General features: G+C 72.6%; 10 protein-coding genes and 1 pseudogene. 2 read left to right on the top strand and 9 right to left on the bottom strand.

Annotation, left to right across the window (positions count from 1 at the left end; translation table 11 throughout):
• Positions 1 to 8: 8 nt before the first annotated feature.
• The 3 genes from ACYVOM_RS31115 to ACYVOM_RS31105 all read right to left on the bottom strand — a co-directional run bounded on the left by ACYVOM_RS31115 (position 9) and on the right by ACYVOM_RS31105 (position 4,052).
• Positions 9 to 1,502 carry an FAD-dependent oxidoreductase gene (locus tag ACYVOM_RS31115; RefSeq protein WP_460307125.1) on the bottom strand — a complete coding sequence of 498 codons (1,494 nt, stop codon included), beginning with the start codon at positions 1,500 to 1,502 and terminating at the stop codon, positions 9 to 11.
• Positions 1,503 to 1,593: 91 nt separating this feature from the next.
• Positions 1,594 to 1,716 carry a hypothetical protein gene (locus tag ACYVOM_RS31110; protein ID WP_460307124.1) on the bottom strand — a complete coding sequence of 41 codons (123 nt, stop codon included), beginning with the start codon at positions 1,714 to 1,716 and terminating at the stop codon, positions 1,594 to 1,596.
• Between the two features lie 101 nt (positions 1,717 to 1,817).
• On the bottom strand, positions 1,818 to 4,052 hold the full coding sequence (locus ACYVOM_RS31105) for an MMPL family transporter (RefSeq protein ID WP_460307123.1): 2,235 nt from the start codon (positions 4,050 to 4,052) through the stop codon (positions 1,818 to 1,820).
• Positions 4,053 to 4,227: 175 nt separating this feature from the next.
• Here ACYVOM_RS31105 and ACYVOM_RS31100 point away from each other — a divergent pair, with 175 nt between their 5' ends.
• Positions 4,228 to 5,451, top strand: coding sequence for a sensor histidine kinase (locus ACYVOM_RS31100; protein WP_460307122.1), 1,224 nt, complete (start codon positions 4,228 to 4,230; stop codon positions 5,449 to 5,451).
• A complete protein-coding gene (locus ACYVOM_RS31095; RefSeq protein WP_460307121.1) occupies positions 5,426 to 6,088 on the top strand; it encodes a response regulator in 663 nt (220 codons plus the stop codon). The genes ACYVOM_RS31100 and ACYVOM_RS31095 overlap by 26 nt, the downstream gene beginning before the upstream one ends.
• Before the next feature lie 135 nt (positions 6,089 to 6,223).
• Here the strand turns inward: ACYVOM_RS31095 and ACYVOM_RS31090 are convergent.
• From ACYVOM_RS31090 to ACYVOM_RS31065, 6 genes and pseudogenes are all read right to left on the bottom strand, one after another.
• Positions 6,224 to 6,345: pseudogene (locus ACYVOM_RS31090) on the bottom strand (DNA-binding protein); the annotation flags it as partial.
• 647 nt (positions 6,346 to 6,992) lie between these two features.
• On the bottom strand, positions 6,993 to 7,646 hold the full coding sequence (locus ACYVOM_RS31085; protein WP_460307120.1) for a CocE/NonD family hydrolase: 654 nt from the start codon (positions 7,644 to 7,646) through the stop codon (positions 6,993 to 6,995).
• Between the two features lie 27 nt (positions 7,647 to 7,673).
• Positions 7,674 to 8,351 carry a response regulator gene (locus ACYVOM_RS31080; protein ID WP_460307119.1) on the bottom strand — a complete coding sequence of 226 codons (678 nt, stop codon included), beginning with the start codon at positions 8,349 to 8,351 and terminating at the stop codon, positions 7,674 to 7,676.
• Positions 8,348 to 9,562, bottom strand: coding sequence for a sensor histidine kinase (locus ACYVOM_RS31075; protein ID WP_460307118.1), 1,215 nt, complete (start codon positions 9,560 to 9,562; stop codon positions 8,348 to 8,350). Before ACYVOM_RS31075 ends, ACYVOM_RS31080 begins: the two co-directional genes overlap by 4 nt.
• Positions 9,563 to 9,617: 55 nt before the next feature.
• Positions 9,618 to 10,829, bottom strand: a complete 1,212-nt coding sequence (locus ACYVOM_RS31070) for an acyltransferase family protein (protein ID WP_460307117.1) — start codon at positions 10,827 to 10,829, stop codon at positions 9,618 to 9,620.
• Positions 10,829 to 11,761, bottom strand: a complete 933-nt coding sequence (locus tag ACYVOM_RS31065; protein WP_460307116.1) for an alpha/beta hydrolase — start codon at positions 11,759 to 11,761, stop codon at positions 10,829 to 10,831. The genes ACYVOM_RS31070 and ACYVOM_RS31065 overlap by 1 nt, the downstream gene beginning before the upstream one ends.
• Positions 11,762 to 11,793: the final 32 nt, after the last annotated feature.

Below are 11,793 nucleotides of genomic sequence, written 5' to 3'. Positions count from 1 at the left end.
CGGCCTCCTCACGCTTCCACGAGGTCGGACGAGGAGCGGGCGGGGCCCGTGTAGCCGGTGTAGTCGGTGCCGGGAGGGTCGGCCTGGTCGTCGAAGCCTCCGGGCACGACGGTGCGGCCGAGCCTCTCCCGGATCTTGTAGCGCGCTATGCCGAACCAGAAGCGCGGGTCCGTCGCCATCTGCCTGAGCGACTTGTCGAGGTTGAAGACCTCCGCGAACGTGCCCTCGACGTAGGCGTCCTCGCGGCTCGCGGCGTTGATGGCGTTGAAGATCGGCCAGCTGAAGCGGGCGGCGAGCCTGCGCTTCCAGGCCGGGGCGACCTCGGTGCCGGTCGCGAAGTCGTAGGCCTGGTCGCGGGCCATCGCGAGCATCCACGGCACGTCGAGGGACTTCTTCTGCTCGGCGAGGAACGCGGCGAAGAAGGCGGTGTCGAGGGCGTCGCGGTCGCGCAGCAACTCGCCGAGGATGAGGGCCGAGCGCGCGGCCGAGCTCATGCCCTGGGCGTAGAACGGGTTGAACGCGCAGATCGCGTCGCCGATGCAGACGAGACCGGCCGGGGGCGTGCCGAGGAGGTCGAAGCGGCGCCACTTGTTGCCGGTGGAGCGGGTCAGATGGACCTCGGACGTGGGCGTGCAGGCGCGGGTCGCGGAGCCGAAGGCGGCGGCCCGGACCCGGTCCGCCGCGGCCTCGAACGCGTCGGCCTTGCGCGGCATCTCGATCCCCCACGACCCCATGCACACGATCGCGCGGTCGCCCTCGATCGGGAAGAAGTTGCTGAGGAACTCGTGCTCCTCGGGGTGCGCCCCGGTGTCCTGGGTGGGCGTGATGACCAGGTGCTTCCACCACCAGGAGGCGGGGCGCTCCGCGGGCAGGTCGTACCAGCGCGAGGTGTAGGTGACCTTGGCGTCGAGGGTCTTCTCCGGCGGCGCGGCCCAGCCCGCCGCGCTCAGCCAGTCGGCCACCGAGGAGCCGCGGCCCAGCGCGTCCACCACGAGGTCGGCGGCGAGGTGCCCGTCGCCTTCCGCGGTGCTGAACTCGACGCCCTCGACCCGTCCGCCCGGGGTGCCTCCCCCGTTCGTCCGCAGGCCCGTGACGGTGACGCCCTCGCGGATCACGATCGCGGGCAGCTCGCGGACCTTCTCGCGCAGCACCCTTTCAATGAGCACCCGGGAGCTGTACACCATCGTCATGGAGCCGTTCTTGCGCGGCGCCCAGCCGTCGTTCTCGCAGTAGGCCGCGTCCATGGACGGCATCAGGTGCATCCCGCCCGCCGCGATCAGCGCCTCCTCGAACCCGGGGAAGATCTCCCCGATCGCTCGCCGACCGGAGTTCAGCAGGAAGTGCGGGTGCTTGCTCTGCGGCACGCCCCGGCGGTGCTCGGCCCCCGGCGGCAGGTCGTCCCGCTCCAGGACGACCACCTCGTCGAAGTGCCGCGCGAGCACCCCCGCGGCGCACAGCCCCGCCACGCTCCCCCCGAGCACCACAGCCGTCCGTCCGCGCATCGACGCCTCCATTCATACAGATTCTGGGTGAATGTATGATGGAGGCAGCGAAGGGTCAAGGCCCCATTTCTACGGACGAAGCGAGGCCGCGTCAGCGCACGGGGGTCCCCCGGAACTCCTCGGTGCCGAGGACGCGCAGGAGGTCGAGGCGATCACGGGACTCGGCGTCGGCCGGGGTGAGGACCAGCAGGAACTGGCGCTGATCAGGGGTCATCAGGGTCTCCGTGCCGACGGTGTCAGCGTGCCCGTCCGCTCCGCGAGCAGACCGAGGACGTCGATGTCCGGTTCGGCGTCGGCGGGCACCCCGGCCCGCCCTCACTCGGATTCCGCGTCGGTGCCGTCGGTGCCGACCGGGCCGCGGGGAAGCAGCCTGTCCAGCCACTTCGGCAGCCACCAGTTGGACCGGCCGAGGAGGGTCATGGTCGCCGGTACCAGCACCATGCGTACGACCGTGGCGTCGATGAGGATCGCGGTGGCCAGGCCGAGCCCGAACATTTTGGCGGAGGGGTCCGCGGAGGCGGCGAAGGACAGGAAGACGGCCACCATGATGAGGGCCGCCGAGGTGATGATCCGGGCGGTGCCCGAGACGCCCTCGACGATCGCCGTGCCGTTGTCGCCGGTGCGCAGGTACTCCTCGCGTACACGGGAGAGGAGGAACACCTCGTAGTCCATCGACAGGCCGAACAGGATGGCGAAGAGGAACATCGGGATGAACGACACGATCGGAACCGTCGCTTCCAGCCCGATGAGCGCGCCTCCCCAGCCCCACTGGAAGACCGCGACCATGATGCCGTAGGCCGCGCCGATGCTCAGCAGGTTCAGCAGTACCGCCTTGAGCGGTACGAGTATCGAGCGGAAGACCAGCATCAGCAGCAGGAACGACATCGCCAGCACGGCGGTGACGAACGCCGGCAGGCGTTGGCTGGTGCGTTGCCCCACATCGGACAGGCTCGCGGCGGCGCCGCCGACATGGGCCCTGGCCGGGCCGTGCCCGATCGCCGTGGGCAGCACGTCGGCGCGCAGCCGGGCGATGGTGTCGGCCGTGGCCTTGTCCTGAGGGCCGGTGGTCGGGAACACCACGAGGGTCGCGATGCCGGTGGCCCGATCGAGGTGCGTCGGCGCGACGGAGGCGATGCCGGGATCCGTCTCGACCGCTGCGACGAGTCGGTCCAGCGCCCCCGGATCACCGGTGGGGTCCGCGGCGATGACGAGGGGGCCGTTGGTGCCCGGGCCGAACCCCTCGGCGACGAGGTCGTAGGCGCGGCGCTCGGTACGGCTGTCCGGCATCGAGCCGTCGTCGGGCAGGCCGACGCGCAGGCCGAGCACGGGCAGCGTCGCGGTCAGCAGCAGCCCCGCCGCGCCGACCGCGTACGGCACCGGGTGCCGGCTGACGTGCCCGATCCAGCGACGCCACCCGGGGGCGTGGGCGGCGCCCGCCGCCGGGTCCCGCCGCCGTGCGGGCCGGCCCGGCTTCGTAGTCTGCAGGGCCCGGCCGATCCGGCCGGGCGGGGCCAGGCGCGGGCCGGCGGCGCTGAGGAAGGCCGGCAGCAGCGTCACCGACGCGACCACCATGGTGAGGACGACGATCGAGACGGCGAGCGCGCCCACCGTCATGAACGGCACGTTCGCGACCGCCAGGCCGAGGATCGACACGACGACGGTGCCGCCGGCGAAGACCACGGGCCTTCCCGCCGTGGCCACCGCTCGTCCGGCCGCCTCGCGGGGATCGAGCCCGCGGGCAAGGTACTCCCGGTGCTTGGCGAGCACGAACAGCGCGTAGTCGATGCCGACTCCGAGCCCGACCATGCTGCCCAGGACGGGTGCGAAGGCGGGGACGTCCGTGACCCCCGCCAGCACCGTCATCGTGGCGACCCCGAAGGTCAGTCCGAAGACCGCCATGCCGATCGGCAGCGCGGCGGCGACGAGCGAACCGAACGCCAGGAACAGGATCGCGGCCGCGGCGAGGATGCCGATCAGCTCGCTCGCACCGCTGTTGGGGGCGGCGAAGGCGTAGAAGAGGTCCCCGCCCATCTCGATGCGCAGAGGCAGCTCGGCACGCAGCCGGTCGCCGAGATCGACGAGGGCGTCGAGGTCCGCGGCCGACAGCCGGTTCTGGTCGGGGTACTGCAACCGGACGACCGCGATCCGCCCGTCGGCCGAGACGAGCCCGCCGCGCGCGGCGGTGTCCCCGCCCGCGTCGAGTGCTCCCACCGGGTCGCTCGTGCCGAGCACGTGCGGCAGCCGCTTCACCTCGGTCTGCAGCCGCGTGAGAGCCTGGCGCGCGCTGCCGTCGAAGAACGACGCACCGTCGTCGAGGGGGGTGACGACCACTTGGGCGGTCATCCCCTCCTGGCCGGTGCCGGCCCGCTCGATCAGTTCCGCGGCCCGTTGGGAGTCCAGTCCAGGAGCGGTCATCGAATCCGCCGTCCGCCCGCCGAGGGCGACCGCGGCGAGGACGGCGAGCGCGACGGCGACCAGCCATGCCGCGATCACCCGCCAGGGATGGCGGGCGGCGCTTGCGCCCAGGCGCAACAGGGCTTTCGAGAGCATCGGGTCCTCCAACCACCTCGTCGGCCGCCCTTGTACGGCCGACGAGGTCGAGGCTCGTCGCCGCGGCGCTCCGCGGCATCGGCTCGCGGGCCACGGATCCGTCGGCCCCAAGTCGGGGTGACTCCCCGTCCTTTCGGCCGATGCGCGGCACGGCGCGATCCCTACGCTGGGAACCATGCTGCGAGAAGACCTGCGAACCCTGTGGACCGAACCCCGGCCGCCCGACGCGCCCGCCCGGGTGCGGCGCGACTGGGCGCTGCTCGCCGCGAGCCTGGGCGGCGTGGTGCTGGAGGCCGCCCTGCGCGAGAACGTCGTGTGGCGGCCGGTGGCGGTGGGTTTCGCCGTGTGGCTGTGCCTGCTGCCCCTGTGGCGCCGGACCCGCCCGCTGGCGATGGTCGCGCTGGCGTTCGGCTCGACGATCCTGCTCCAGGTGGTCTCGCTCGTCGCCGCACCGTCCGAGCCGGTCGGCCTGGACACCAGCGCGGTCGTGCTCGTGCTCGTGTACGCGCTGCTCCGCTGGGGATCGGGACGGGAGATCGTGCTGGGCGGCGTCGTGATCCTGGCGACCTTCGCGCTGTGCGCCGTCACGGCCGAGATCCCGGCCGCCGAAATGGTCGGGGGCTCCGTCTTCCTGGCGCTGCCCGGCCTGATCGGGGCCGCCGTGCGGTTCTGGGGGGCCGCTCGCGAGCGGCAGTCGGAGCAGATACGCTCCCGCGAGCGTGCGGAGCTCGCCCGGGAACTGCACGACACGGTGGCCCACCACGTGTCGGCCATGGTGATCCGCGCCCAGGCGGGCCGGGTGCTCGCCGGCACCGACCCGTCCGCCGCCGTCGAGGCGCTGGAGGGGGTCGAGGAGGACGGGGCGCGCACGCTGGAGGAGATGCGAGCCATCGTCGCCGCGTTGCGCGACCATGGGGTCGGCGCCGCGTTGCGCGACCATGGGGCCGGCGCCACGTTGCGCGACCATGGGGCCGGCGCCACGCTGGCGCCGCCTGCCGGCGTCGCGGACCTGGCGCGCCTGGTGCGCACGCCGGGTGGTCGCCTCAAGGTCGACCTGGGGCTCGAAGGCGATCTGGACTCGCTGCCGCCGACCTTGGACGCGGCCATCTACCGCATCGTGCAGGAGTCGGTGACCAACGCGATGCGCCATGCGGTCAGTGCGACCGAGGTCGTGGTCCGGGTCACCGCGGAAAGGCACACGGTACGGGTGAGCGTGCGCGACGACGGCCAACGCGCCGGCCGAGAGCGTGCCGGATACGGACTCGCCGGACTGCGCGAGCGCGCGGCCCTGCTCGGCGGCGCACTACGCGCCGGCCCCGGCGCCGACCAGGGCTGGCAGGTCGAAGCCGAGCTGCCGAGGGCGAGGAGCGACCGTGGCCATTCGCGTCCTCGTCGCTGACGACCAGGCGATCATCCGCACCGGGTTGCGGATCATGCTGAACGCCCAGCCCGGGATCGAGGTGGTCGGCGAGGCCGCCGACGGACGGGAGGCAGTGCGTCTGGCCCGCGAACTGCGCCCCGACGTCTGCCTGTTCGACATCCGCATGCCCGTGCTCGACGGGCTCGAGGCCACCCGCTCGGTCGCCGGTCCGGGCGTCGCCGACCCGCTGGTCGTGGTCATCATCACCACGTTCGACCTCGACGAGTACGTCTACGGCGCACTGCGTGCCGGCGCCCGCGGGTTCCTCCTCAAGGACACGGGACCGGACCTTCTGGCCCGGGCCGTACGGTCGGCGTCCGACGGTGAGGCGCTCATCGCGCCCAGCGTCACCGTCCGGCTGCTCCAGACGTTCGCCGACCTGCCCGCCGGCCGGCCCGCGGCCCAGCCGGTCTCCCCCGTCACCGCCCGCGAGGAGCAGGTGCTCCTCGCCGTCGCCCGCGGGCTGACCAACACCGAGATCGCCGATGCGCTGCACATCAGCCTCAGCACGGTGAAGACGCACCTGGCGAGCCTGATGGCCAAACTCGGCGCCCGCAACCGCGTCGAGATCGCGATGTGGGCCTACGAAACACGCCGCATCCTCCCCTCGACCTGAGCCGGGTGCAGGCGATGACCCTGCGGACGGCGTCACCGCGTTCTCGGCCGACGCCAGGAGGATGGGCCGCAGCCGTCCTGGAAGAGCGCCGGTGCCGAGGCCGACGAGGTCCACGATCTGCCGCATCGCGGCGGCGCGTTCGGCAAGCCGTTCGTGGCATTGGGGGCGGCCTGCGGAGTGCCCAAGCGGAGTCCGAAGGCGATCTCCTGCCAGGTCATGCCGCGCCCCCGGGCCATCATGAGCACGCCGGCCTCCAGGTCGCCGACGGCGGAAGCGGCGAGCCGTGCACCGTCACGCCTCACGGCCCGCCTCTCCCGAGCCCACGCGAGGCAGGAGAGCCTTCACATCCAGCCTGATCTCGAAAGGGACGGGACGCTCGACGGAGTCCGGAAGATTCCAGCGGCCATGTAGGCCTTGGTCGGCACATCCAGCTCATAGACGTGCACGACGGGCGCCGTGCCCTCATGCTCAATGCACCAGTCATGCGGAAAGCCCGATGGCGTGCTACCCGAGGGGCGAGGCCGGGGGCGAGCCCACGACGGCGACCGGATTCGCTGGATGGTCGGAGGCCGCGTACCGGGACGTAGGAGCGCGAGGTCGCCGGAGCCGAGGCGGAACACGTCGGCCTATGCCTCCGGAGGGGAGGAGCCGGTCAGGACCCGACGGATCCCGGAAAGCCTGACCGAACGGCGGAGTCGGCTTCTCAGCCCGGTTCGCTGTTCTGGCCCAGCCGCTGGACCGTGACGGCCAGTGACGATAGGACGAGCCCTGTCGGGCTCCTGACGTCACTGGCCGTTCGACTTCCGCGTCAACCCCGCCCCAGGCCCGCTCCGGGCGCTGATGTGCGGCCCACCGCTTGGTGCTCATACCCGGACGGATGCTGCCGTTGCTCTTGCGAGGCTGGTCAGCGGATGACGGGCAGGATGAGGTGTGAGGGGTGCTGGGCGTCGTGGTGGATCGTCTGCTGGGCGATGCGGGGCTTGGTCGCCGTCAGTTCCGGTTCGCCGGTGTTGAGGTTGCGGTCCCAGCGGGGGAAGTTGCTGGAGGTGACGTGGACGCGCAGGCGGTGTCCGGCTTTGAACACGTTGCTGGTCGACCACAGGTCGATCTCGTGTTCGTCGACTCGTCCGGGCTCGGTCCGCACGCGGATGATCCCGTCGACGATGTTGCGTGAGGTTCCCCTGTCGTCGACGTCGCAGAGCCGGACGACCCCGAGCCTCAACATCGGAGGCTGGTACGACATCGGCACCGTGGCGCGGTCGTGGTGGCCGGACCGCCTCCTGCCCGACCGCGACGGACCGATCGAGCCGTTCATCGTGGCGTGGAGAACGCGGCATCGGTCGGTGTCTGGGCATTCGGGCAGGTATCCGATGCGCGGCCCGGTCTCCTCCAGGGTGAAGGTGACCTTCGAGCGGGCCTCGGCGGACAGCCGGACGAGCAGTTCGTCGTCCCAGCCGAAGCGCTTGGCGAGTTCCGGGGTGATGGTGTGCCAGGTGTAGGAGAGCCGGCTGTAGGGCTCGGCCTCCAGCACCACCTGCTCCGGATCGCTGATCAGCACGCCGTGGTTGTCCTCCGACGGGCAGGCCTATTCGCCCGGGGTCACCAGGCCCGACTCGTAGGCGAAGACCACCGCCTGGGCGCGGTCGCGGAGGTCGAGCTTGGTGAAGATGCGGCTGACGTGGGTCTTCACTGTCTGTTCGGCCAGTATCAGCGTCTGGGCGATCTCGGTGTTGGACAGTCCGCGGGCCACGAGGGTGAGGACCTCGGTCTCGCGTTCGGTCAGGCCCTTCAGCCGCAGCGCGGGCTTGCCCCTGGACACGGCGGGGCGCCGGGCGGCGATGTCCTCGATGAGGCGGCGGGTCACCGACGGGGCCAGCAGCGCCTCGCCGGAGGCCACGATCCGGACCGCCGCGATGAGGTCGGCCGGCGGCGCGTCCTTGAGCAGGAAACCACTCGCGCCCGCGCGCAGCGCCTCGTACACGTAGTCGTCGACGTCGAACGTCGTGAGCATCAGGACGCGCGGCCGGTGGGTCACGCCAGGAGGCGGGGACAGGATGCGGCGAGCGGCTTCCAGACCGTCCATCTCGGGCATCCGCACGTCCATGAGCACGACGTCGGGATGGGTGCGCCGACTCAGCTCGACGGCCTGCGCGCCGTCGGGAGCCTCGCCCACGACGTCGATGTCGCTCTGGGCGGACAGCAGTGCGGTGAAACCCGCCCGGACCATGGCATGGTCGTCGACAACGATGACGCGGGTCGTCACGAGAGGTCCCTTTCGGTCAGGGGAAGTCGGGCGGCGACCCGGAAACCGCCGTCGGGCAGCGGCCCCATGTCGGCGGTGCCGCCGATGAGCCGCACCCTCTCGCGCATGCCGACGAGGCCGTGCCCGGTGGCGCTCTCCTCCAGCGGCGCGGCGGGAGGGTTCGGCGGCGGACCGTTGACGACCACGATGGTGAGCCGCTCCCCCTCCTGCGCAACCGACACGTGGGTCGGGGCCCCCGGCGCGTGCCGCACGACGTTCGCGAGGGCCTCCTGGACGATACGGTACGCCGTGAGTCCGACCGTCTCGGAGACCTCGGCGTCACAGGGTGCGAAGTCGACCGGCACGCCCGCTCTCGCTGTCGCCTCCACGAGCTGCCCGACCTGCCGCAGGCCCGGCTGGGGCGCGAGTTCGCTGCGCGGTTCCTCGCGCAGGACGCCGAGCAGGCGGCGCATCTCGTTCAGCGACTGCCGCGCGGTCGCCGCGATGGACGTCAGTTCCTCCCGCACGGCCGGCGGCACACCGTCGTGGCGGTAGGCGGCGGTGTCCGCCTGGATCGAGATGACGGACATGTGGTGCGCCACCACGTCGTGCAGCTCGCGCGCGATGCGGGCGCGTTCCTCCAGCAGGGTGCGCCGCTCCCGCTCGGCCTCGCTGATCGCCTCCTGGGCGACGAGCCGGCGCTTCACCTCGTACTGCTCGCGGAGCGCACCGGCGAGCAGGAGCGCGACGCCGCTGAGGATGGTGAGCAGGATGCCGCTGCGGCTCGCGCCTTCCGGCGCCGCGAACTCCAGGCCGATGGTCGCGCCCACCGTCGCCAGCCACACGATCAGCAGGGTCCGGTGCCTTTCGCGGAGGCCCAGGGCGAGGCAGAGGCCCACGTACCCGACGATCTCCATGGGCGGGAACGGCCACACGAGCCCTCCCCCGGCTTCGACGGTGAGCAGGGCGAGCGCTCCGGCGACGTCCGCGGCGAAGATCACGTACCAGGCCCGCAGCGGGCGGACGACGGCGAGCAGCAGCGGGACGGTCTGCGCGACGGCCAGCGCGCTCGCGACTCCGCCGTTCAGGCCGTAGTCGACGGAGAGGACCTGCACGGTGGTGGGGAGCAGGACGACGCAGAGCACGAACGCCACACCCCACGGCAGCAGCCGCACCCACCACCGCGAGGCCTCGGCGAACAGCGCTCGGGGACCTTCCTTCACCGTCGGCACGAGCTCCGCCTCCCTCCTGTGCGTCGTCGTGGGCGTTCGCCACGTGTTCGCATGATCAGACCACCAGGGCGAAGCAGCCGAAGGCCACCGCCAGTATGCACGCCGCCGCACGACGGGCCGTCCCGGCGCGCTCCCACGGGCTCTCCAGCGGCCGGGCGAACCTGACGATCACCGCGAGCAGCCCGGCGAAGACCGGCAGCCAGGCCAGCCGCGCGGCGATCCAGCCCGCCGTGTAGGGCGCCTCGGTCAAGCCGGGGATCAGGCCGGCGTACGAGCCCGGGATCACCGCGGCGAGCATCGCCGTCTGGTGCCAGCACAGGATCGTCATCGCCGAAAGGTTGACGACCACCACCGGCGCCCACAGGCCGGGCCGTTCCAGCAGCCGGGCCAGCCGGTCGCGCAGCAGGATCGCCGCCCCGGACTGGGCGGCGGCGAGCGCGAGCACGAGCAGGGACGGCGGGTGGGAGTTGGTGCGGGCCTCGCCGGGCACGCCCACCATCGACGCCGGATAGTGGAAGGCGAGCAGCAGCGCCGCGAACAGCGCCGCGCCTCCCGCCAGCAGCAGCCAGGCCTCGGCGCGGCCCAGTCGCCCGTCCGCCCAGGACACGCCCAACTGGTAGGCGAACATCCAGCCCGGCAGCACGTTGAGCAGGCTCAGCCAGGACGGCATCGCGTCCGCGTACGGGCCGTACCGCAGGAAGTCGACCACCGCGACGGAGCCGATCAGCGGGACCGCGGCCCGGCAGCCGAGCCGCTCGGACGCGCGGACGCAGTACGGCGTGAGGGCCGTGATCACGGCGTAGACGCCGACGAACCACAGGGGCTGGACCACGAGCGTCGAGGCGGTGTGCAGCGTGGTGACCGGAACCCCGAGGCCGAGGTGGAGAACGGGGAGGAGCAGCGCCCACACCGCCATGACGCCGACGACCGGACGGCCCAGGCGCCGGAGACGGCCGACCGCCCACCGCCCCGCCGAGCCGGTACGACGCCGGTAGGACAGGCCGGACGAGTAGCCGCCGACCAGGAAGAAGACGCCCAGCATCTGGAGGATCCAACTGGCCGGGGCCAGCGCGCCGAACGCCGTCAGCGGGCTGGCGTTGCGCAGGCCGCCGTCGGGGCCGAGGGTGAAGCCGCCGACCAGCCAGTGGCCGGTCGGCACGGCCAGCAGCGCCAGCGCGCGCAGGCCGTCGACGGCGCGGTCGCGATGGGCGGGGGTCCGCTCGTCGAGCGCGGCGCCGAGCGCGGCGAGCCTCGTGCGGACGCGCATCACAGGTCACCTGCCGCGATGGCCGCGAAAGCGGTCAGGGTCGAGGTGCCGGGGGTGAAGTACCCGCTGTGCGCCGGAACGTCGTCCGCGGGCAGGACCGTCGCGCCGAAGCCGGGCGAGGTGGGGTCCGCGCCGTGCCCCAGGCCCAGGAGGTCGACGTTGGGAACGCGGTCGATCCAGTCGGCCGGGCACTTCGCCGCCCAGACGCGCGCCTCGGTGCCGAGCGCCGTCACGTCGTCCGCGCGCATGCCGGGCGAGCCCATGACCACGATGTCGGCGGCGTCCACGTCATCGGCGGCGAGGCCGCAGACGACCGAGCCGTAGCTGTGGCAGAAGAGGGAGGGGTCGGGGCCGCCGACCGCGTCCAGGCCCTCGGTGAGCCGGGTGAGGCGCTCGGCGCCCGCCTCGGCGAGCCGGCCCGTCGCCATCTCCAGGCCGAAACCGGAGGGTGTGGTGTAGTCGGCCCAGGCGATGACCGCCGTGTCGTCACCCGCCTGCTCCTGGAGATCGGTGGCCCACCGCATCGTGCGGGCGAACCTCGCGGCGTCGATGTCCGAGCCGGGGACGATCACGGCCACGTGGGCGGCATCGGCGAGATCGCCCACGACGCGCGCGATCAGTCCGCGCCCGCGCGGGTCGTACGCCAGCACCTGGTCGCCCGCGGCGGCGTTGGCCGCGTAGCGCAGGCGCACGGGTGCGCCGTCGAGATTGCCCACCACCCTGGGATGTTCTTCGACGAGCCTTCGCCGCTGGGCCTCGGTGAGACCGGCGAAGAAGGCCGCGACCTCGGACGGGGCGGCCGTCGCCGGGTCCAGCGTCCCGGCCACGAGGTCGTCCGCCAGCCAGGCGCCGAGCCCGGGGAGCGGTCCGACCGACGCGCTCACGCTGCCCGCCGCGGCCCACCCCGCCAAGCCGCTGATCAACGCGGTCACTACGACAGTGCCCAACCATGCCCCGATCCGAC

The sequence above is a fragment of the Actinocorallia aurea genome (assembly GCF_054783995.1).
This window is presented reverse-complemented; position numbering and strand designations above follow the sequence as displayed.